Source organism: Nostoc sp. UHCC 0252, from assembly GCF_034931145.1.
In the GTDB taxonomy this organism is placed as follows: domain Bacteria; phylum Cyanobacteriota; class Cyanobacteriia; order Cyanobacteriales; family Nostocaceae; genus Nostoc.
This window is the reverse complement of record NZ_JAYGHE010000092.1, coordinates 4,485-27,158: the sequence shown is the minus strand read 5'-3', so window position 1 is coordinate 27,158 and position 22,674 is coordinate 4,485. Positions and strand designations below refer to the sequence as shown.

The window sequence follows — 22,674 nt, the reverse complement described above, 5'->3', positions numbered from 1 at the left end:
TAGCAACATTTTAAAATAAAACGTAATGAATTATCCGTGATAAACAAAATACCCGGATCAATAAAGGATTCGGGTATCTTTTGCTATATCTTTTCTAATGTGACTTTAAAAGGAGAGATTATTATCCCAAAATCGGAATAGAAATTATAAATTGTGTTCCTTGTCCTAAGACCGATTCACAAATCAAACTTCCACCATGATTTTCTATTATAATTTGGCGACTAATAGATAACCCTAATCCTGTGCCTTTTCCTACACCTTTTGTAGTAAATAGGTTTTCAAAAATACAAGCTTTTACTTCTTCTGGCATTCCTTTCGCATTATCTTGGATCTTAATTGTTAAATTATTGCCTTCCTCTATCTTAGTTAAAATAGTAATAATATTTGGATAACTTTCTTGGATTTCCATAAAACTACGACCAATATTTACTTCCTCTAGGGCATCAATTGCATTTGCAATAATATTCATAAAAACTTGATTTAATTGTCCTAAATAGCATTTCACTAATGGGATGTTCCCATAGTCCTTGATGACTTGAATTGCCGGACGATTATGATCAGCTTTTAGACGATGCTGTAAAATCAACAAAGTACTATCAATACCTTCATGGATATTAGCTAATACTTTAGAGGTAGTATCGGCACGTGAAAAAGTGCGAAGAGAAGTACTAATATTCCGAATGCGCTGTGTTCCTAACGTCATACCATCAATCATTTTAGGTAGATCTGTTAGCAGGAAATCTATATCTATTTCTTCGGCTTTTTCTTCAATTTCACTACCAGGATTCGGGAATTTTTCTCGATATAGTTGCAGATATTGTATTAAATCTTTAATACTATCTTTTGCTTGGACAATACTACCTGTAATAAAACCAACTGGATTGTTGATTTCGTGTGCTATACCTGCAACTAAATTTCCCAACGAAGACATTTTTTCGCTTTGGATAAGTTGTAGCTGTGTCTCTTGCAAATCTTTTATTGACTGTTCTAGTTCTCTAGACTTGTCTTGTTCTCTTGTGTACAAACGCGCATTTTGGATAGCGATAGCCATTTGAGAAACCAAGACTTTTAATACCTCTACTCTTTCTGGAACGAAAGCACCCGATGACAACCTATTTTCTAAATAAATAATGCCTGTAAGCTGTGATTGGTAAATTATGGGCAAACAAAAGATTGATTTTGTTTTAAATTCCTGAATATAAATATCTAGGTTAAACGGTTCTGTAGTTATTGCATCATTCAATACAATATATTGCTGAGTGCGAAAAACATAATTAATCACAGAGAGCGGTAAATCCTGATAGGTTTCGGCAGGAATAGAGCTTAAAACTGTTACTACATCGTCAGCAGAATTTCCAGAAGCTTCGATATATAGTTGATTGTCTTTAAGCAGGAGTAGTACTGCTTTTTGGGCGGCAGCGTTTTCTAGTAAAATTTTGATTAGCTTGCTCAACAAACTTTCTAAAACAATTTCGTTGGTAATCGCTTGCGAAAATTTGATGAATGCATTAAAGTCTAAAAAATCACTTAAACTGCTATTAGTAGTTGTGGTGGTGGTAAAGTGAATTGTGTCTATTTTGGAAGCAGTAGTTTCTATAGTAGTAGTTTGTTTTACAAGAAAAGTATACTTTGATTCTAAGTATTTAACTTTAGCGATCGCACCCCAACGAATATAGGCATAATAGGCTTTAGTTATATAAGTTTGATGAATTAACTCTTTACCTAAAGATTGATAAAATTTTCCTGCTAACTCATAAGCTAAAGCTTCTTCTTGGAGAAAACCATTCTCTCGAGATTTGGTAATAGAATTTTCATAGTAGTCCATTGCTTCCAGCTTTTGGCCCAAAACCCGATAGCGTTCTGCCTCCACGAGATAAAATCTATGTAAGTGATTTGTGGGAGCATGAGTAGCCCAGAGTTCCATTTTTTGCTGATTAGCTTGGACTTTTTCTAAAATAGCTTGCTTCTCTGACTCTTTAGCAGTATGATATATTGCCAAGTGAGCTAAAGAATCGTAAAAATAGAACAGTGGAACAACAAACAACCCTGTGACACCACCTAAAGATTTTTCTGCGATCGCAGCATTTTCTACAGCCTTAAAATACTCCCCGAATATGTAAGAGAGCATTAGTTTATTGACAAATAAATGATTAATTGTGTAAAGATCGTTTACTTGCTGATGAATTGGCAGCATACTTTGCTCATCGTAGGCTTCTCCAATTAAACAGTCCACATTTTCGTAATTTCCTTTCAAATTCAAAACTGTTTGTAAATACACTAAATTCCAAGTTAAAGCTACTTGCTGATTGATCTTTTTCAGCGATTCACAATAAGCTGTTAGTTCTTGTTCTAGAACCCAAAGTTCCTTACCCAACCAAAATGAATGATAAGGATAAATGTAACCACAATAGCCAGCATATTCCAAATCTCCGGTTTCTAGACCACTAGCATATCCAGACATTGATGATGTTAATGTCTCCCTAATATGCTCTTTCCAGTGCATAACATGAGCGCTAACAACCGTCAGAATTTTAGCCTTGAGTTCTTGAGAATCAAATTGTGACACCAAACTAGAAGCTAATTTACCAAATTCATAGCCAGAATTAATTTCTCCTTGAACTCCACAAAGAAGTAGCCCATAAAGACTATAACCATAGGCAGACACAGCCGTATTGCCATAGTTTAAAGACAAATTAACCATTTTGCAGACGATAATTGGCATCATTGCAGGAGCAGTTTGAAAAGCCGCAGGGAGAACTCCCATTAATATCCTCATAGCTGCAATCTTGTTAGGATCAGACATTAATGGTAAGTTAATCAAATCTGCAATTGCTTTCACTTTCAAAGAAACAGCAATTTCATCCATTCCCTGCTGAATATCAGTTGATGTCGGTTCATCTGGAAAATTTATTCCTAATAATTTTAGAATTGATACTGCTATCTGAATGGCTTCCAGTTGCTTGCTTTGAATAATAGAAGCGATAATCTGCACTTCATAGACTTTCACTTTATCTAAAAGGATTTTTGCTTCTTGTTGCACCACCTCAGCCCATTGCTGCATCTGTTCAAAATTACCGCCCAGATAGGCTGCTTCTGCGGCTCCTTCATATAAACTTATAGTTAATGTGTATTCCGTTTGCCAAGCATCTATACTTAAAAGTTCTATCCCATTTGTGAAATACTTAAGAGCAGCTTCATAAGCTGTAGAAGCTTTAGCTTTTTGCCCTGCAATTAAATTTAATCGCGCCAATTCAGTTTTTTCAGATTGCTCTATTAGATTAACAATACCCACATTCAACTGATTGACGATATCAAAAATATTAGCTTCTATCTCCTCCTTTGGGATATTTTGTAGAAGCAATTGTCCAATTTTTAAGTGAATAGATTTCTTGAGTTCTTCTGGAATTAACGAATATACTGCTTGTTGTACTCTGTCATGCAAGAACTTGTAACTAACTCGTGAAGTGTCAAAGTTTAAATTAACCGCTTCTTCTTGATTAAAAACTAAAGGAATGCGGTAAGCTTCACTTAAAGGTAGAATCAATCCTGCTTGTAAAGCCGAGTGTAAATCATTGGCTGTTAATGAAGCTGATTTTTCATTAACTATTGATAAAACATCTAAGTTAAATCTATCACCCACGCAAGCTGCTAATTTTAAAACATCTTGGGTACACTGTGGCAGTTTTTCAACTCGACTTGCAACTAGCTCAACGACATTTTTTTCGGTAATCCCAATTGCTTGAATCTCTGCCAAACTCCACTGCCATTGAGCATTTACGAAGTCAAATGTTAAAAGCTTTTCTTGGTGAAGTGCCTGAATAAGTTGTGTAATGAAAAATGGGTTTCCACCCGTTTTGTTAGAAACTAATTCAGCTAGTTGGATAATTTTATTACCAAAGTTGCTGGATTCTGCATTATGATTAATATCTGTTTGCAAAGCTTCTGTAACTAGCTGAGTTACATTATCTAAATCTAAAGGTTGCAATACAATATTATTAACAATTGTACCGATTTTTTTAATCTCTTCTATTTTTTGAATTAAAGGATGTGCTGCACTAACTTCATTATCTCTATATGCACCAATGAACAATAAATGTTTGCTGTCAGTGTCAGTTATGAGTAGTTTGATTAAATTTAGCGTAGCTGAATCTGCCCATTGCAAGTCATCTAAAAATATGACTAAAGGGTGTTCTTTTTTGGTAAAAACTTGGATAAATTCTTTAAAAACCCGATTAAAGCGATTTTGTGATTCTGTTGCCCCAATTTGGGCAACTTCTGGCTGTGTACCAATGATTAGTTCTACTTCTGGAATGACATCAGTAATAACTTTTCCATTTGTTCCTAAAGATGATAGTATTTTTTCGCGCCATATTTCTATTTTTTCATTGTTCTCTGTGAGTAAATATTGCATTAAATAAGCAAAAGCTTGAATTAAAGAAGCATAGGGTATATTGCGCTTTAATTGGTCAAATTTACCAGAAATAAAGTACCCTTGTCTCTGAGTAATAGGTTTATTAACTTCGTTGACTAAAACTGATTTACCAATACCAGAATAACCAGAAACTAGCATCATTTCACTAGTTCCAGATGTAACACGTTCAAATGCAGCTAACAGTTCATTAACTTGGTTTTCACGACCATATAATTTTTGGGGGATTAATAACTGGCTTAAGACATCTAAACGACCTGGAACAAAATCAGTAATTGTACCCTTAATTTTTAGCTGTTTAAGGCATAACTCTAAGTCAGCTAATATTCCTGTAGCACTTTGATATCTATCTTCCGCATTTTTCGCCATCAGCTTCAGCACAATTTCTGAGATGGCGTTAGGAATTTTGGGATTTAATAACTGTGGATTTATCGGTTGAACAGCAATGTGGCTATAAACTAGTTCTAAGGGGTCTTGACTTAAAAATGGTGCTTTTTCGGTGAGCATTTCATATAAAGTCACACCGAGAGAATAAAAGTCAGTGCGATAATCAAGAATACGATTCATTCTCCCCGTTTGTTCAGGAGACATATAGGCAAGTGTGCCTTCAACGCAGTTAGGATTATTAAATTGGGGATTTTCCTTATTCAGACGGGAGGCTATACCGAAGTCAGTGAGTTTAACAATACCTGTCTCAGAATTAATGATGATGTTACTAGGTTTAATATCTTTATGAATAATTTGCTGTTTATGTAAATAATCTAAAGCTTGAGTCAGTTGAATAGCAATATCTAAGTTATTAATTAAATCAAAATTTTCTGTTTGGGGGATTTCGGCTAAAGATTTACCACCGAAATCTTCTAACAATAGTCCAACACGGTTATTAAAGGTTTCCAGACTAATAGCTTTAACTATATTGGGATGGTCTAAACTTTGCTGAATTTGATATTCATTTTTCAGACGAGTAAAGGCTTCGAGAGTAGGATATTCATTTTTAAGCAACTTGAGAATAACTCGCTGTTGCGTCTTTGGTATTTGTGTTTGATAAATAATTGTTTGGATTCCTTCGTGAAGAGTCGAATTGATTTGGTATTCAGTACGATTTGGCATTGATTTTTGTTTATAAAGTAGTATTTTTCCCCATCCTGTCTTGAAAGGGGTTCTAATTTAATTATTCCCAGTAGTAGAAAATTATTAACATTGTGGTTCTGTAGTGTTGTACAGCTAGCTGTGCAACACTACTGTGTACCTCATTTAAATGAAAATCGACTGCATCCCTTACGCTAACGTCAGAGAAGAACACTTTTGTAAAAAGCCAGATGCTTTATTATGGGCATCTACGTTATGAGTATGTGCTGGCGTAGGCCGAATAATGCCATTAAACAAGTCATCCAATCCGTATGGAGTAAAAAATTGCCATTGACCTTGTGCATCTAACCGAACTCCGACAGCAGTAGCGGTGTGTAGCCACTCTGCGATCGCATCTTCTGTGCTAATGTAGGGTCTGCTACCAAGCCGCCAACGAGCAAAACTGGCTTGATTTTTGACATCAAACTCGTCATGAGGAAATTTTTCTGTGAGAGTCGTCTTTGCTGCTAGTTCCTGAGAACGATTTCCCTCTATATCAAAGAATGCGATATCAAAATCTTTAATAACTAACTTACAGTCATTGCCGAAAATCGAAGACCAAACAGTGTTTCGGACTGCACCACCGGCTAACCACCAGTTAGGTAGATTTAGTTGAGCGATCGCAGGTAATACGGTATCAATAGGTGTATCAGCTAAAATCATCTGGAGACGAGTGTTACTATTCATATCAAACTCCTGGGATTGTCAACTAGAAGGTGAGAATATTATGATTCACATCCCATTAAGCTTACGGTCTTGATAAACTTCTTATGAGGAGCATCCCACTTTTTTGCCTGTCATTGCGAGCGTAACGAAGTGGAACGTGGCAATCCCATCAACTGGTTCTTAGTGAGAGATTGTGGAATTGCTTCGTCGTCCCTCCTCTCTACGAGACGCTACGCGAACGCAATGACAATAGGGAAAATTGAAAGCCTGGACTCGGAAAAGTGATAACGGACGTGAAGTAAATAACCTGTTCTGTGGCGACTGCGGAACGTGATTGTTCCATGAACGGGCTTACAACCTAAATACTATTAACGTCAAAGCTGGAACATTAGATGATACAAGTTGGTTACGCCCCAATACGTTTGGGTTAAGCAAAGCGCAACCCAACAAAGCCCCGAAAATGTTGGGTTTCGTTCCTCAACCCAACCTACACATTTCGAGGTTTTTGGCACTAACTGAACCGTATTGGGTTACGCGCAGTGGGTAACGTTTGGACAAGCAGTGCCCAATCATGGGTGATAATTTCAGACGAATTGCTCAATTATGATGGACAACCAGAGGATGTTCGCCCTTTGTGGGAAAAATGGACACAACAGCGTCCATAATACACAACTATATGATAGTTAAGCTAACACCTTTAGTTGGGAGTTTAACTGATGACTGTAGCAAAGGATAGAATTGATAAATTACTTGAATGAACATATTAAATTTTTCAAAATAGTAATATTAAACTCAAATTATAAATTCAGTTTGTATATCATATAGTTTTCCCTATTTGTCTGTAAGTAATGTTAAATAGAGCTAGCACAAAATCAATATTGTTATATAAAATCTTACTGAACATATTCAATTATGTGATTTAGCTAAAATTAAATTCTAAACAGAATTTCGGTTCCATCTCAAAAGTTTTAATAGTTATTTCTAGACAAGGTTGATGAAAAACGATACACCACAAGAATTAAATCAAGATCAAGAAATTGGGCGCTTAATTGATGAGGTAATGTCATCATCTCTGACTGATGAACAGTACCGCAAAAAGATGCAGCGACGCAAAGAAGTACAAGACAAGCGCATAGCAGAAGCTGTACCAGAAAAAGGATTAATTATTGTAAATACTGGTAACGGTAAAGGTAAAACTACTGCGGCTTTGGGCATGGTGTTACGATCGCTAGGTCACGGGTATAAAGTGGCGATCGTTCAATTCATCAAGGGAAGTTGGGAACCTTCGGAAAAAAGGGTTTTCAGTTCTTGGGAAGACCAGTTAGAATTTCACGCGATGGGCGAAGGCTTCACTTGGGAAACTCAAGACCGCGATCGCGATCTTGACAAAGCTAGCGCCGCCTGGGAAAAATCATTAGAATATATTCGCAACCCAGATTTTCATCTGGTGTTGTTAGACGAAATTAATATTGCCCTCAAAATGGGTTACTTACCATTAGAGGACGTTTTGGCGGGTTTGGCGCAAAAACCAGCTAATAAGCACGTTATTCTCACAGGTAGAGGCGCACCGGCTGGTTTAATTGAGCGTGCTGACCTTGTAACCGAAATGTCCTTAATTAAGCACCCTTTCCGCGATCAAGGCGTTAAAGCGCAACCAGGAATTGAGTATTAAATTAAAGATTATTTGCACATTTGCAACGTGCGGCGATCGCTAGCTGTGATGGAATTTAACTGATAGAAGTCTTGCAGAGCCACAGAATAAGGATAACTGCTGAAATCATCTTCACTAACTCTAGGTAGTGTGGTGTTTGCAGCGACCTGATTCGACTGCGGAGTACTGGCTTCATTTGACGAACTATTAACCGTCATCGCCAACTCTCCTGACTTGTTGAGCGTACCCTGAAAACAATTAAATTCTGATTGGGGCATATACAGCGCCCCAATTATCTTGTCCTGCCGCTTTTGAAATATGATGTAACCTTGACCAAGCTGGTTTGATTTTGGGGATTGACCATAGAGATAAACGCCATCTTTCACAGGAAAATTCACTTTTGGTAAACCTTCTGCACTTTTTGTAACTCCCTGAGAATCTGGAACCAGTGCTGTGGTTGTAGGGAGGGTTTTTCCGCTCTTATGCACAAAAACATCTCTCTCTCCAGCAGCCGCTCTTAGCTGACTTCTCTGTTCTCTAACTCTTCTTAGCTGCGACAAAAGGGAGTTGTCGGAGGTTTTGCTTTTTTGAATCTGAGCCGATGATAATGGAGAATCTGTAACTGGTACTACTTGAGTCTGCTTGCCTATAAAGCCCAAACCGAGAAGTAAGCCTAAGCCCGCTAGGGAAATTCCCCACTGGCGGGGAGATAAGAACTGATAAAGGTTGTTAAGCACCCTACTTCTCCTGTTAAAAAATCAACTAAGTTCTCTAGAACTTACTTAAACTATAACCAAGTCTTAATTGTTAAAGACTTAGTTCACGACTTATATTACTATTGTCCAAAAAAGAAAACTGTCAAAAACTAAAGTTTTTATTTAATTTAGCTCAACAATCTTACATTACCACCAGTTAAAGTATATATTTTTCATCCAAGATATTCATCCCATTGGGTGAGGTTAATAGCAGATTCAACCTTCTCAATTAGTAGGAATGCATAGCTCACCCTACTCCCAGATTTCTCACCACGCCTCGAATGGAGGAGTAATGAGTAGTGAGTAAGGAGTAATGAGTAAAATTCTTAACTTATTACTTATTACTTATTACTCATCACTTGTACGCAAAGCAGCTTGTGAGAAATGCGGGTACTGTCTAGCCCCTTATCAGCATAAAAAAATTGCCCCCTAAACTTTTAGGAGGCAATTTACCAAGGTAATAGAGAGACGCGAAATATCGCGTCTTCATATTTAACTAGCAACGTATTCTTGGACATTGGCGCGACGGCGACGCATGTGAGCCAAAGCCTGATGCTCTAACTGGCGGACACGTTCGCGGCTGAGATTTAATCTCTCACCCACTTTCGCCAATGACATTTCATTCCCATCTTCTAAACCAAAGCGTAGGATTAAAACTTCGCGCTGCTGCGGGGTTAATTCTGCTAGCAGGTTGTTCAAATCTTGGCGCAAGAATTCCTGGTTGGTGTAATACTCTGGCGATGGGCCGCTATCTTCGAGCATTTCTTGCAACTCAGTATCTTGGTTATCGCCAACTTTAACGTCCAAAGACACTGGTTGACGCGCCATGTTCAGGTACTCGCGGATCTGAGCAGGTTCTAGTTCCAGTTCTTTGGCAATTTCGGCTGGAGTCGGCGATCGCCCCAAGGTTTGAGCCAGTTCGCGCTGCACTTTCTTGATTTTGTTCAGTTTTTCGGTAATGTGAATCGGCAACCGGATAGTACGTCCTTGTTGTGCGATCGCGCGGGTAATAGCTTGGCGAATCCACCAGTAGGCATAAGTTGAGAACTTATAACCCCTCATTGGGTCAAATTTCTCCACACCCCGCTCTAATCCTAGTGTTCCTTCCTGAATTAAATCCAGAAATTCCATATTTCTCTTTTGGTATTTTTTCGCAATAGCGACGACCAAGCGCAAGTTCGCTTCGATCATTTTTTGCTTTGCTCGCTTACCTTGTGCTACCGTTTGTTGTACCTCGGTTTCCGATTGGTGAACTACGTCAGCCCACTCTGAAATTTCTGGTTCGCGGTGCAGTTTCTTCGCCAAAACCTCTTTGGCATCGATGAGCGTCATCATTTGTTGAACCTGCTTCCCATATACAATCTCTTGTTCACGGGTTAGCAGTGGTACACGGCCAATTTCTCGCAAATAGGTTCGCACCATATCAGCCGTGAATTTGGTGTTGAGATTTTCCGTTTGGGTATTGACAGTAGGCATTGGTGCGTTGTCCTCTACTCCGTAAATAAAATGTATGTTTTCTTACTAAAGTGGATGGATAAAATTAGTAAATCTATCATGAAATATCAGGAGCTACTAAAAACAATTATCAATTGATTTAGACGTTTTTAAGACGTTAAGCCCCTAAGATAGGTTTCCCTAACTTTCCTAAATTTTTCAATCTCTTATAAGCACGCTGGTTGTTTTTGGGAATTCTTATTTTAGGCAGTTAGTGACAGCAAGCAAGAAATCCGAAGTCGTTATGAGTTTCACTTAGTTTTATAGTACGATAAATCAAACAGATAGTAAAGTATCTTAAGACAAAGCTTTCAATTGTAATTCAAAATTGCTCGTTTGGAAAAAAATTTTAAGCTTCCTTGAAATTACTGACTATATCTATAGTGACCCCAAAAACCTCTCTTCTGTTGCCAAGAACTAGCCGGATAACCGAACTTAATTTCCGGTGAGGATGGAGGGATGTTACGAATTGGGCATTGAGCATTGGGAATTTAACAAAGGACTTATCCGAAAATTAGTGTTTACTCCTTATGTATAAGGCTTTGAGCTTAATTTGCGAATATATCTAAAGGACAAATTACCAATGAGCAATCAGAAATAACTACCTAAAATCCCAGGTCAGCTTTAGCGAGTTCAGCAGCAGCGAATACTTCTGCGTCAGGTTTTTCTTCCCAGGCTGGCTCACCAATTTCTTCGTAAAAAGTTGCGTCGTAAGGACGAGTACGTACTACTACTGGCATGGGAACAGCATGACCCAAAATTAAGGCTTGCTGCTTAGAGTCTAGCTTTGCCAATACCGATCGCAGTCCGCTACCACCAGATACACCCGTAAAAATAGCGTCAATGTCTTTTTCGTCATTAAGCAAAGCGGTAATCCGAGTCCCAATCTGGGACATAACCTCATTATCAATACCCGATGGGCGTTGATCAACTACCAAAAGTGTGACGAAATACTTCCGCAGTTCCCTGGCAATAGTCCCAAAGATAGTACTTTGGACGATAGCCGGGTCAAGGAAACGGTGCGCCTCTTCAATGGTAATCATCAATGGCGTGGGGCGATCGCTAGGATTTTTGCTTTGAAGGAATTTATCTGCTTTTTTGACGTAATGCTCGTGGATACGTCGGGTGATCATATTCGTCACCAACATATAAGAGAGCATATTAGACTGGGAACCAAATTCTATCACAACATTCTTCCCAGATTCCAGACATTGCACAATTTTACTAATGTAATTCTGGGGGCAAACTGCTCGCATGTACTTCAAGCTGTCCATCCGCAAGAGTTTGCGCTGCAATGCCATAATCGAGCCTTTGTGTCCGCGTTTCTCGTCGCAGAACATCTCGATTTCTTCGTTAGTCATATTCAGCAATTGGACAATCCAAGACTTGCCGAACTCACTATATAGAATATTGGCGTTATCTAGGGCTGCGTCAGAGAGTCCTAAATCTCGGCTACATAACTTAATATCTTCAACTTCAATTTGCTCGTAACTCAAATAAAGTTCTTGAGCATCACGCACACCCCGGCGTTTTGTAGATTCGGGGTCGAGGGTATAAACTTCTACCTTACTGGGAAAAAGTTGCTTCAATCCCTTAACTGTATTGACGTTCTTCCCTTCTGCAACCGCTTCCCAGCCATACTCAGAGTGCATATCAAAAATCAAATTTACTGCCGCACTTTTACGGATAACGCCAGCTAAAAGCAACCGCGTTAGAAATGATTTACCAGTACCAGATTTCCCAAAAACCCCATTACTACGTTCTACAAAGCGGTTTAAATCGATACAAACGGGCACATCCATATCCAAAGGTTTCCCAATGGAAAAATTTCGCCTTTGCGGGTCATCTTCCCAACCAAACACGCGGCGAAAATCGTCAACACTGGCTTCGTAAACTTGACTAAAGTGGCTAGGAATAGTTTTAACAGGCAACAATTCCATCGTCGTGCTGGTTTGTGGCACAAAGGAAGCCAAACCCGTCACCGATGGGAGGAAGGGATTTGTCGATTTGCCGTTTGTTGGGGAGAAAGATTCTTCAGTTTCGGGAGTGAACATCAACATCGGTGCGAGGTTGATAGTACCATAAGTACCACTTCCGGCTAAAACATCTCGTAAAAAAGTGTCTTCCCAATTGGGGGGATTAGCAATAATTCGGGCATTAGCAGCGCCTAATGCTACATCTGTCAGCATACAAAAAAAGCGCGATCGCATCCCTTGGACAACAAGAAACTTACCAACCCGCATATCTTCTACAGAAATGTCAGGATGCAATCGTACTTCTAAACCTTCAGTTAGAGAACCTTGAATAACCGAACCTAATGGCTGTCCCGAATTCATCTAGTTAATTACACGATTGTTGATGCGATATCTTAATAGTCATCCAATTTTAGACTTTAGATTTTAGATTTTTCCTTCAATCCTAAATCCAAAATCCAAAATTGACAGAGAGACGCGATTAATCGCGTCTGTACAATTCCCAATTCCCAATTACCAATTCCCTAGTCAATCTGAATCGAAGTTGGCGCACTCCCTGTTGGTGGAGTAGTACTGATTAATGGTTTACGGAATTGAGCGTAAATGCGATCGCGCCAGGTAAAGAATGGTTCATAATCTATATTCTCGGAAAAGATTGGTAATCCTTTACCTCTAATAGAAGCTGGTAAATCCAGATAGGGGCCAGAGGGGAACTTGAGTAATATCGATAAGCCAGCTACTGCCAAGTCAGCTAAAGTCGGCTCATCTCCGGTTAAATAAGGACTATCTGCCAATAATAACGTTAACGCTTCCAAGTCTTGTTTTAAAGATGCGATCGCTGACTTTATCATATCTGGGCTGTAACCTACGCCAAAACCCAGCACTGTCAGTAAGTCAGTAGGTACTCCTCCAACCAGACTTTTAAATATATCTGGTGTTGAGGTGGGTAATAAAGACTTGCGGAAATTTTGATCTTGACTTACGGCTGCAAATAGTGCTTTGCGACCTTTGATGCCTATGGACTCATCAGCCCATTCTTCTATTAATAAAGTTAAACCCCGTTTTTTAGGATCTTGGGGTATTATTGGGCGATCGGGATACTCTAAGTCTAAATACTTAGCTATTTCCGTAGAATCCGCAATATATCTATTACGATCCTTTAATACCGGGACTTGTTTCTGACCAGTCAGCCGGAACAGTTCTACTTGTCCAATCCCAGGCGTAACTTCTATTTTGCGGTAATCTAGTCCTTTAAAATCTAGAATTAGGCGCACTTTCTCTGAGTATTGAGATAGTTCCCATTGGTATAATTCCAGCATGTTGTATACCTTATAACTGGTCAACTTCTTAACTTTACAATTGTATCTTTAGTTAAAGTAATTTTTCTTTACATTAATTGCTTTTTGTCTATCTAATTGAGATTGTGGTTGAACTTATGCCTGATTTTTAGCAAAATCCTCGAATTAAGAAGGATTATTTTCTGATTAAAATATCAAATAATTGAATTTGGCATACATAAATAAACTTAACCGCTTAGTTATAAGTCTTCAGCACTTACTTTAATTTCCGTCACTGTCTAGGCTAGATTAAGATATCCAGATAATTAATTTTTGTGCTTTTGCTGAATAATCAACGGTTAATTCAGAGATATTCCCTTATTTATTATGGAATTCGGTCTTTTTTAATTACCTATTAATTTACGTAGAGCTTTGTATATCAATCGGCTTTTAACTAAGGAAGATATTTCTCACAGATTATTGAAAACAATACTTTGTAGATGTATTTTTTTCGCACTTTATGAGAGTTTTCGCTACAGGGAGTTAGGCTTTTTAACTCTTTTGAATATAAAGAAAAATATACTCGTTACATAAAATATGTGCTAAATATATTTCATAATTCTCAGCATAAACCGACGTTTGATATTTTACCTGACCAGCACAAACTCTTATAAGAAAATTTTTCCATCCTCTTAGGTTAGATTTTGTGCATAGCAAAATGTTATAAATCTTTATGTAATGTGTAGACAAAAAGACAAACAAAATTTATGAAGACAAGTTACAGCAAATTGCTGATCGCGTTGGCAGGCATAGCAGGATTTAGTAGTTTCAGCCTTGTTATTACTTTACCATCTGAAGCTAAAGAGGCACTAAATCCTAACCCCAGTATTTTCAACGAAGCTCCCTATAATAAGGGTCAACGTCTTCAAGCAAACGCTCAATACACACCTGGTGAAACTGCTTCCGTAATGGAAAAAGGCAATACCAAACGCAAACAGGTCGCGCAGACAGGTGGTGTAACAAATCCCAGACCAAGTATTTTCAACGAGCCGCCCTATAACCGTGGTGGTAGCGTTACACCTACTGAACCAACACCCACTACCCCAGGAACTCAGCCCACTGAGACACTTCCTACAACTCCATCAGCACCAGGAGCAACGGGCAATCAAGGTAAAACCTTGTTAGGGTTGGCAGAGTCAAACGCTTCTTTTAAAACCTTAACTAGGGCTTTGAAAGCAGCAGGGTTGACTGGAGCTTTACAAGGCAAAGATAACTTAACTATTTTTGCACCTACTGATGCAGCTTTTGCTAAGTTGCCACAAGATGCTTTGCAAGAATTGTTAAATCCAGTCAACAAAGAAGTATTGCTCAAGATTTTAACTTATCATGTAGTACCTGGTAAGGTATTGTCCACTGATTTGAAATCTGGTGAAGTTAAAAGCCTTGAAGGTGGCGCAATCAACGTTAAGGTTGATCCTGCTACTGGTGTAAGTGTTAATGATGCTAAAGTGACACAAGCAGATATCACAGGCAGCAACGGTGTAATCCACGCAATTGATCAGGTTATTTTACCTCCTGACTTGTAGTTTTTTATTATCAGTACAACCTCCAACGGATTAGGTTGGCATCAAATATTAATAGGAGAAAATTCCGTTCAGATGTTATTTTGGACGGTTTTTTTTGTAAGAATTATTGTTTGATATTGGAAACTAAGTTCAGTCGGCACAAATATTTAACCTATGTTTAGAAATTTAGAGACTACGGCACCATGAACAATCGAAGGTGCCGTACTTTCAGCTACACAATGCCCAGACGTTCCTATGTCGCCAACGCTACGTTCGCAAAGCACCTCGTTGGCGCTGCCTTTCGTAGACAAAAGAAGATAAGGTAGTCAGTCGCTTACAGAGAGAAACCCGCCTACAGCGCTGGACTCAGCTACTTTGACTAGATTCGCATTACAGACTAGACATTACATCCCGTGCAACTGCTAAAGTCTGCTCAATGTCTTCTTCAGTATGAGCAAAAGACGTAAACCCAGCTTCAAATTGAGAGGGTGCTAGGTAAACACCACGCTCTAACATACCCCGATGGAAGCGTCCAAATTTGGCTGTATCAGACTTTTTGGCATCTTCGTAGTTATTAACTGGGCCAGAGGTAAAGAATAAGCCAAACATGGCGCTGATTTGACCGCCGCAAGCTACATGACCAGTTTCTTTAGCAATTTGCAGCAAACCATCTGCTAGCTTTTTAGTAATCCGCTCAAGATAATCGTAAGTACCTGGCTTTTGTAGCAATTCTAAAGTCTTAATCCCAGCAGTCATCGCCAAGGGATTACCAGAAAGAGTCCCAGCTTGATATACGGGGCCGGCAGGAGCAACCATTGACATAATATCTCGGCGACCGCCATAAGCTCCAACTGGCAAACCACCACCAATCACCTTACCCAAGGTCGTTAAATCGGGGGTAACGCCAAATTTTTCTTGAGCGCCACCGTAAGCAATGCGGAAACCTGTCATCACTTCGTCAAATACCAATAAAGCACCATACTCGTGAGTGAGTTCCCGTAATCCTTCTAAGAAACCTGCGTCGGGTGCAATAAATCCAGCATTACCAACAACTGGCTCAAGAATAACGCCAGCAATCTCGTCGCGGTTTTCTTCAAACAAGGCTTTGACGGATTCGAGGTCATTGTAAGGTGCGGTTAAAGTGGTGCTAGTTGCTAATTTAGGTACTCCCGGTGAGTCTGGCAAACCAAGTGTAGCAACACCAGAACCCGCCTTTACTAGAAACGCATCGGCGTGTCCGTGGTAGCAACCTTCAAATTTGATGATTTTCTCCCGGTTGGTGAAAGCCCGCATCAGCCGCAAAACTCCCATACAGGCTTCAGTTCCAGAGTTAACAAATCTGACCATTTCGATGCTGGGAACGGCATCAATGACCATTTCTGCCAAAACATTTTCTAGAGTTGAGGGAGCGCCGAAACTGGTGCCTTTTTCTAAAGCTTCATGCAACGCTGCAATAACTTCTGGATGAGCATGACCACAAATAGCTGGGCCCCAAGTGCCTACATAGTCTATATATTGGTTGCCATCTACATCCCAAATATATGCGCCTTTAACACGGTCAAAAACGATGGGTTGTCCGCCTACAGATTTAAAGGCACGAACTGGAGAACTGACTCCTCCAGGCATGAGGTTTTGAGCAGCAGCGAAGACTTCTTGTGATTTTGTTGTTTTAATTGTGGTATTTACCAAGGTTCTCTCCTAAATAGTGGGTAATAAAAGCTATATCTTAGGATAGGGTCAAAAAGCACTTAGAATTTCTATCCTATATAAATAGCTGAAGTAAAAAATAAGAATATGTTATACAACTCGAATAAAGACTTACCTCTAGATATTCAAACCCGATTATCTGAAGCATACCAGGATCTTTACCGAGCAGCTTTTAACTCGGCGATTCATTGGTATGGTGAGGCATCAAAAGCTCACAAAGTCGCATTGAGTGCTGTAAAGATGCAATCTGCTATGGAACGGAATGTTCTTGTTTAGAGCCAGATAAGATAGTTCAATTCAAAAAAACATGCCAGTTGCTCTATTCAGAATGGTATCGTGAATCCATGATTTATTCTCATTAGAGCAAACTGGCTAGTATGTCTTCTAACGATTCGCACTCACTGCATTACGCTATCCCTGTTGAAAAAATTCGCTACGATGAACGGGGTCTAGTGCCTGCAATAGTCCAAGATTATTTGGATGGTACTGTCCTGATGATGGCGTGGATGAATCAGGAGTCGTTACAAAAAACTTTAGAAACTGAAGAAACTTGGTTTTGGAGCCGTTCCCGGCAAGAATTATGGCACAAGGGGGCGACTTCTGGACACATTCAAAAAGTACAAAGTATCCGTTATGACTGTGATAGTGATGCGTTGCTTATAGGTGTAGAGCAATTAGGAGATGTTGCTTGCCATACTGGAGAACGCAGTTGCTTTCACCAAATAGAAGGAAATATTGTCCCACCACCAGGGGATACATTATCGCAATTGTTTCAAATAATATGCGATCGCCGCGATAATCCGACAGAAAGCTCTTATACGTGTAAACTATTCGCAGGTGGCGATAACAAAATTCTGAAAAAGATTGGTGAGGAAACCGCCGAGGTGGTAATGGCTTTTAAGGATGATGAAGCAGATGCGATCGCAGGTGAAGTGGCTGATTTGCTATATCATACTTTGGTTGCCTTAGCTCACCATAAAGTTGATCTGAAATCTGTGTATCGTAAGTTGCAAGAACGTCGCCAGTAAAAAATGTAGGCAAAAAAATGAGCGAGTCGGGGAAGTAAATACAAAACTTTCTTCCCTAACTTCGCCAGTCTTTAGAATTAGACAAGCGTATCGTTTTTTCTTGGCTATGCTGGGTTAACTTAATCGTGTACCTACAGGTTGAACCTCTCTGGCTAAACCAATATGCGCTAACGACAATGAGATATTGTTAAACTTTACTCCAGCTAAAGCCCACTGAAGTTCGAGTGTCCCCACCCAGAAACGCGCCCGGTCAATGATATCTGGTAACATCGGATAGTCGCTTTCCATACGCCGCACAATACTTTCACCATAATTACCGAGTTGCACTGCAATATCACAAGCTGGATCGCCCAAACCAGCCGTACCAAAATCAATCAGACCACTGATACTCTCTGAGATCGGGTCAAAGAGAATGTGATATACTGGCTTGTCGCCGTCGATCAATACTGGTGTGTAGCTGAGATTAAGTTTACCTGTAATTACGGGCGCAAAAAGTTCGTGTATCCAAGCTTGCTGATGCCGCCACAGGTGAGGAAAGAGAGTTTCCTGAACTTGCTCATACAACTGCAACCAATCTTCACGGGAACGTTCTGCACCAGAGGAAGACACCCCAGCATTAACTAAAATTTCATTTGGGATGCTGTGCAATTGTTGATGAAATCTGGCTAGTTGAGAGATGATATGCACTTGTGATGCTTCACTCAGCTTCAACAAGGTGTTACGAGATAGCGGTTCACCTTTAATAAATCTGTAGCTAGCAAAGCCTTCTTCCAGGTGTTCAAAGTACGGAACTCGCAGTTCAACATATTTTTGAACCACTTCCAACACTTTAGCTTCATGGGTAAGTACCTGTTTTCCCCAGTCATCTTTGGCAAAGCGACATACAAGTTCATGATTAATAATTACTACATCGTTAACCATGCCATCTTGATTAAAGTCAAGATAATCAACAGAGATATTGGGATAGACAGCACGAATTTTTTCGAGATACGAGGAAGGAATATTCACGGTAGATTATGACGGAATTACAACAAACAAAAAATCAAAATTTATCGAACTTTTAGCCCGATCGCAGCGATTAAATGATTTTCCTGCTTGTTGTATCAACGTACCACTATGATTTAACTCCCTAAAAAATCGCTAAACATGAACATAATACCATTTTGGTATTACTCAGCAAAAATTCGATTGAGATACTGTAAAATTGCCACAGCGATCGCCACGCTCAAGATGAAGCATAACCAGTAACTATTGGTAATAATTTGTGGTTGATCTAATGCCCATCCACCCAAGGGATGACCAATAAAAGAGCCAACAGCCCAGCACAAAGCGTTAATGGAAAAATAAACGCCGCGTTGATTTTCCGGGGCTAACTCTGTCACTAAAGAAGCAGCAGATGGGGTATAGGAGACAATCGCCACAGCAAATACTCCTAATGCCAATATTACCCAAACTAGATGATGAGATGGGGCAGTGCCGCTTACCCAAATCAAGCCAAAACCAATTGCCCAGAGAATAGCGGAAACAGTGAGCGCGAGTGTGTGAGAGCAGCGTTTTAAGATGCTAGTTACAGGCAACTGGCAGATAATGGCGAACACCAAATGCCAAGCAAATAGAACGCTAATCGTAGTTTGAGCAAATCCTTCGGTAGTACTTTTTATAACAAAGTTTTTGAAGAAAAGCGGCAGGGTGCTGTGGATTTGAGAAATATAGATTGTGAAGAATATATTAACTGCTATGTAGACCAGGAAACGGCGATCGCTTAATACTGCCATCCAAGAAGCCAAAAGTTCTGTCTTTTCAGATTCCCCTATCTGCTGCTGTTCAGTTTCACTAATTCCCACATAGACAACCCCAAAAAACACCAGAAAAGAGACGGCATCAACGACAAATAGCCATCGATAACTCCCGATGATCGAGATCAAAAACCCAGCAAGCGCAATTCCGATCGCTAACCCCAGATTATCAGCTAGGCGAGCGATCGCAAAAGTTTCGCGGCGATTGTCAATCTGGCTGGCATCAGCAACAACAACTTCAGCCGCCGGCCAATAGAAACCTATCCCTAAACCGCTAATCAAACTACCAATTACCAAAATAGTAAAATCATTGGTTGCAGCTAAAACTAAAGAAGCAATTGCTGAAATCGCCGTCGCTAGCAACAAAGTGCGGCGGCGACCCCAGTGTTCAGAATCAGCCAAAGAACCACCTACAATCCTTCCCACAATGCCGGAAATCGAGGCGCTACCCAAGGCTACCCCAACACTGGTTGCAGATAAACCAACTTCATTGACAAAAAAAATGGGGGCGTAAAACAGGGTACAGCCGGTGCCAACTTCCGAGAGAAATCTACCAATTGCGAAAATCCAGACTTGGGGATGTATCGAAGGCAGCCACGATGATAGCTGAGATTGAGAAGCTAATTTCACGAGTTTAGATGTCATAGTTTGGTGACATTTTTGTAATTCTTATCATTGGCTGCTATTTTTCTCACTCATTCCACAGGGTTTCCACAGGGATTTTAGCAGTTTTCCACAGGTTGACTACGAGCTAATGGGCTTCTTACCCTCTGACTGGGGATTGTTAATTAACAGTGGCGAAGAACTTCAAGGACTGAGTTTTTATAAAGTAAAGTAACGAAAAATAGCCTCTAATGCTGATTATTTCGTTCGTATTTATTTTTTATACATTCGTTTTTAACATTTCGCAGCATTGACAAACCCACCCCCTCTTGGCGCACAATGATTCGGCTTGCTTTTGTAATTCCTTCAACCGTTGGCATCAAATGTGTAAAATATATTACCTGAGATGTGGGCGTAGATTGTTGGGATGGCAAAAGAGTGGTGAGGTAGTTCGGTCTTGGGGGTTTCCCCCATGAGAAACTATCGAACCCGTAAGGGTGAGGAAGCCATAGGCTACTTTACCGCAAGCAACTTGTCCCTCTTGATTATCCTCATAGGAGGAAAATCTCATGAAATCAACGGTTAGCATCTTTACAGAAATTCCCGAAACACTCCACGAATCCTTAAAAAACTACTTAGAAACCCATCCTGATTGGGATGAGAATAGGGTATTGACGGCGGCACTATCATTGTTTTTACTCCAAAATGGAGATAGCGATCGCCGCGCTGCCCGAGTCTATCTGGAAACTTTATTCCACCACTCCTCAGTAGAAACGCCCAGCATCGATTCACCCGCAACAGCTAATCTATTAGATACCCCATAGGTTCGGATTTAAATAATTCGTAATTCGTAATTCGTAATTCGTAGTTATGTTTGATGACGGGGATTTAAAGCCCGACACAAAACAAGCCGTTTATAGAAACGTGGGTATAAACCCCTATTTAATTACGAATTATGATGAAGGGCGTTATTCGGGATCATGCTCTCGTATGGGACACGGTAAACTGTGTCCCATCATGGAATTTAGCTCAATAGTGAAGCGATCGAGCGTATTGGGGCAATATTACAACAAAAAAGATCAGTAGATTCTGATCTTAAAAAGGTTCAAATAAGGGCTTAAGCTACTTGTTATGAAATTTGCAAATACAGTAGATGATATTTCTAATTGCTAATTTCAGGTTAAATTAACAAGCTATTTGCCCCTAGAAATTTCTATGCCTCATTATGATTGGGAACTGCTATAAGCACCGTTATATCTGCCAATACAGTCAAATCGAAAGAAATATTTTCTAGTGGACAGATGAGATCCACTATCTTAAACCGATAAACCAATAACTCAAATCACTATCTGGTTTGGATTTGAGCAATATCTACCTATGTTTGATTGTCTAAATTTGTCTGTTACTCAAGCCAAAGAAATTTACTAATAACTACCCTAAGAGTTACAGTCAAGAGTTTTTTAACTCTAGACTATAAACTTAGGATTTAGCTTCCAAATGTTGGGGGTGAGCAGGAGATTCAAACTTATAGCCTACGCCACGTACAGTTTGAATTAATGCTGGCTGACTAGCGTCAATTTCAATCTTCTTGCGAATTTGGCCAATATGTACATCTACAACCCGTTGGTCGCCGACATATTCATAGTCCCACACCTCTTGGATGAGTTCTGCACGCCGCCAAACTCTACCTGGATGACTTGCTAAAAAATGCAATAAGTCAAACTCCAGAGCAGTTAAGGGTACTGCTTGGTTATTAAGTGCTACCTCCCGTCGCACCGGATCAATCATCAGTTTTTCAAATACCAAGCGTTTCTGCTCGGCAGTCGTTATCACTCGCTGACGTCTCAAAATCGCTCCAACTCTGACTTCTAGCTCTCCCAATCCAAAAGGCTTGGTGAGATAGTCGTCAGCACCTTTGGCAAAACCGCGAATTTTGTCAGCTTCGTCAGCACGACTAGTCAACATCAAAACAAAAACACCATTACGACTTTGCATCTCTTGGCAAAGGTTAAACCCAGTAACATCTGGTAGATTCACATCTAGAATCACCAAATCAGGGTTAAATTGCTCAAATAGAGCTAAGGCTGTCTTTCCGTCTTCGGCAGCCTCCACCTGATAGTTCTGCTTAATCAAAAAGCGTTGGATTAAATTCCGAACCGCAGGGTCGTCGTCAACTACAAGAATCTTAGCAGGAGCCGTGACCATTACTTTGCACAAAAATTCGTAAGATTAACAAGAAAGTTGCGTAAATACGCAGTTGCCACTTTGGTACTAACTAAGAATCTACATGGCTAAGGTATGAGAATCCTGATCGTTCATAAATAAATACTGTAATCAGGATTGTGGGCAATTGAGAACGCGGAACTTCTGTTAATACAGTAGATAATCGCTCTGACTTTAGCCGTAATAGCTCTTGATACCAACACCTTCTTGATTCTAGTTAGGTGGCTACTTAAAACGTTTCAATTTTAAATCGTTCTGCGGATATATACCACAAGCGATTATTCAGTATAATTAAAAAAACTCTATTAGGACACAGTAATTTTGCCAAATTGAAAGCAGTAAAGTTGGTTTTTTCATAAAAACTCAGGATTTTAGGTAC

At 39.7% G+C, this 22,674-nt stretch carries 15 protein-coding genes and 1 pseudogene; 6 read left to right on the top strand and 10 right to left on the bottom strand.

Features of this window, described 5'->3' with window-relative positions; all coding sequences use genetic code 11:
- Positions 1-121 precede the first annotated feature (121 nt).
- Together VB732_RS31620 and VB732_RS31615 are read right to left on the bottom strand one after the other, a co-directional pair.
- A complete protein-coding gene (locus VB732_RS31620; protein WP_323234803.1) occupies positions 122-5,539 on the bottom strand; it encodes an AAA family ATPase in 5,418 nt (1,805 codons plus the stop codon).
- Positions 5,540-5,707: 168 nt separating this feature from the next.
- Positions 5,708-6,244, bottom strand: coding sequence for a nucleotidyltransferase family protein (locus tag VB732_RS31615; protein ID WP_323234802.1), 537 nt, complete (start codon positions 6,242-6,244; stop codon positions 5,708-5,710).
- A 518-nt stretch (positions 6,245-6,762) separates the two neighbouring features.
- Between VB732_RS31615 and VB732_RS31610 the strand changes: the two genes are divergently transcribed.
- Positions 6,763-6,888 (top strand): hypothetical protein, encoded by a 126-nt coding sequence (locus VB732_RS31610; RefSeq protein ID WP_323234801.1) that lies wholly within the window; start codon positions 6,763-6,765, stop codon positions 6,886-6,888.
- 329 nt (positions 6,889-7,217) lie between these two features.
- Complete coding sequence (gene cobO, locus VB732_RS31605; RefSeq protein ID WP_323234800.1) at positions 7,218-7,895, top strand: cob(I)yrinic acid a,c-diamide adenosyltransferase; 678 nt, start codon at positions 7,218-7,220, stop codon at positions 7,893-7,895.
- 8 nt (positions 7,896-7,903) lie between these two features.
- Here the strand turns inward: cobO and VB732_RS31600 are convergent, their stop codons facing one another.
- From VB732_RS31600 to VB732_RS31585, 4 genes are all read right to left on the bottom strand, one after another.
- Positions 7,904-8,611 (bottom strand): hypothetical protein, encoded by a 708-nt coding sequence (locus VB732_RS31600; RefSeq protein ID WP_323234799.1) that lies wholly within the window; start codon positions 8,609-8,611, stop codon positions 7,904-7,906.
- Between the two features lie 510 nt (positions 8,612-9,121).
- Complete coding sequence (locus tag VB732_RS31595) at positions 9,122-10,105, bottom strand: RNA polymerase sigma factor, RpoD/SigA family (RefSeq protein ID WP_323234798.1); 984 nt, start codon at positions 10,103-10,105, stop codon at positions 9,122-9,124.
- A 623-nt stretch (positions 10,106-10,728) separates the two neighbouring features.
- Entirely contained in the window at positions 10,729-12,459 is a 1,731-nt protein-coding gene (locus tag VB732_RS31590; RefSeq protein WP_323234797.1) for an ATP-binding protein, read from the bottom strand.
- Between the two features lie 161 nt (positions 12,460-12,620).
- A complete protein-coding gene (locus VB732_RS31585) occupies positions 12,621-13,415 on the bottom strand; it encodes a glutathione S-transferase family protein (RefSeq protein ID WP_323234796.1) in 795 nt (264 codons plus the stop codon).
- A 725-nt stretch (positions 13,416-14,140) separates the two neighbouring features.
- Here VB732_RS31585 and VB732_RS31580 point away from each other — a divergent pair.
- Positions 14,141-14,959 (top strand): fasciclin domain-containing protein, encoded by an 819-nt coding sequence (locus VB732_RS31580; protein ID WP_323234795.1) that lies wholly within the window; start codon positions 14,141-14,143, stop codon positions 14,957-14,959.
- A gap of 369 nt (positions 14,960-15,328) precedes the next feature.
- Here the strand turns inward: VB732_RS31580 and hemL are convergent, their stop codons facing one another.
- The gene (gene hemL, locus VB732_RS31575) at positions 15,329-16,627 is read right to left on the bottom strand and encodes a glutamate-1-semialdehyde 2,1-aminomutase (RefSeq protein ID WP_323234794.1); all 1,299 of its coding nucleotides are present in this window, start codon (positions 16,625-16,627) and stop codon (positions 15,329-15,331) included.
- Positions 16,628-16,732: 105 nt separating this feature from the next.
- On the opposite strand from hemL, the gene VB732_RS31570 reads away from it, so the two are divergent.
- Both VB732_RS31570 and hisIE read left to right on the top strand, forming a co-directional pair.
- A complete protein-coding gene (locus VB732_RS31570; RefSeq protein ID WP_100899632.1) occupies positions 16,733-16,921 on the top strand; it encodes a ChaB family protein in 189 nt (62 codons plus the stop codon).
- Positions 16,922-17,022: 101 nt separating this feature from the next.
- Positions 17,023-17,673 carry a bifunctional phosphoribosyl-AMP cyclohydrolase/phosphoribosyl-ATP diphosphatase HisIE gene (hisIE, locus tag VB732_RS31565; protein WP_323234793.1) on the top strand — a complete coding sequence of 217 codons (651 nt, stop codon included), beginning with the start codon at positions 17,023-17,025 and terminating at the stop codon, positions 17,671-17,673.
- A gap of 114 nt (positions 17,674-17,787) precedes the next feature.
- Here the strand turns inward: hisIE and VB732_RS31560 are convergent, their stop codons facing one another.
- Together VB732_RS31560 and VB732_RS31555 are read right to left on the bottom strand one after the other, a co-directional pair.
- Positions 17,788-18,681, bottom strand: a complete 894-nt coding sequence (locus VB732_RS31560) for a phosphotransferase (protein ID WP_323234792.1) — start codon at positions 18,679-18,681, stop codon at positions 17,788-17,790.
- Between the two features lie 161 nt (positions 18,682-18,842).
- Complete coding sequence (locus tag VB732_RS31555; RefSeq protein ID WP_323234791.1) at positions 18,843-20,114, bottom strand: MFS transporter; 1,272 nt, start codon at positions 20,112-20,114, stop codon at positions 18,843-18,845.
- Positions 20,115-20,641: 527 nt separating this feature from the next.
- On the opposite strand from VB732_RS31555, the pseudogene VB732_RS31550 reads away from it, so the two are divergent.
- Positions 20,642-20,833: pseudogene (locus tag VB732_RS31550) on the top strand (DUF2811 domain-containing protein); the annotation flags it as partial.
- A 718-nt stretch (positions 20,834-21,551) separates the two neighbouring features.
- On the opposite strand, the gene VB732_RS31545 reads toward VB732_RS31550, so the two are convergent.
- Complete coding sequence (locus VB732_RS31545; RefSeq protein WP_323234790.1) at positions 21,552-22,277, bottom strand: response regulator transcription factor; 726 nt, start codon at positions 22,275-22,277, stop codon at positions 21,552-21,554.
- Positions 22,278-22,674: the final 397 nt, after the last annotated feature.

Bases quoted from the DNA above. Each gene is read 5' to 3' on its own strand.
- VB732_RS31620 (WP_323234803.1), bottom strand. From the start codon at position 5,539: ATGCCAAATCGTACTGAATACCAAATCAATTCGACTCTTCACGAAGGA.
- VB732_RS31580 (WP_323234795.1), top strand. From the start codon at position 14,141: ATGAAGACAAGTTACAGCAAATTGCTGATCGCGTTGGCAGGCATAGCA.
- VB732_RS31615 (WP_323234802.1), bottom strand. From the start codon at position 6,244: ATGAATAGTAACACTCGTCTCCAGATGATTTTAGCTGATACACCTATT.
- VB732_RS31555 (WP_323234791.1), bottom strand. From the start codon at position 20,114: ATGACATCTAAACTCGTGAAATTAGCTTCTCAATCTCAGCTATCATCG.
- VB732_RS31570 (WP_100899632.1), top strand. From the start codon at position 16,733: ATGTTATACAACTCGAATAAAGACTTACCTCTAGATATTCAAACCCGA.
- VB732_RS31585 (WP_323234796.1), bottom strand. From the start codon at position 13,415: ATGCTGGAATTATACCAATGGGAACTATCTCAATACTCAGAGAAAGTG.
- hisIE (WP_323234793.1), top strand. From the start codon at position 17,023: ATGTCTTCTAACGATTCGCACTCACTGCATTACGCTATCCCTGTTGAA.
- cobO (WP_323234800.1), top strand. From the start codon at position 7,218: ATGAAAAACGATACACCACAAGAATTAAATCAAGATCAAGAAATTGGG.
- VB732_RS31590 (WP_323234797.1), bottom strand. From the start codon at position 12,459: ATGAATTCGGGACAGCCATTAGGTTCGGTTATTCAAGGTTCTCTAACT.
- VB732_RS31595 (WP_323234798.1), bottom strand. From the start codon at position 10,105: ATGCCTACTGTCAATACCCAAACGGAAAATCTCAACACCAAATTCACG.
- VB732_RS31545 (WP_323234790.1), bottom strand. From the start codon at position 22,277: ATGGTCACGGCTCCTGCTAAGATTCTTGTAGTTGACGACGACCCTGCG.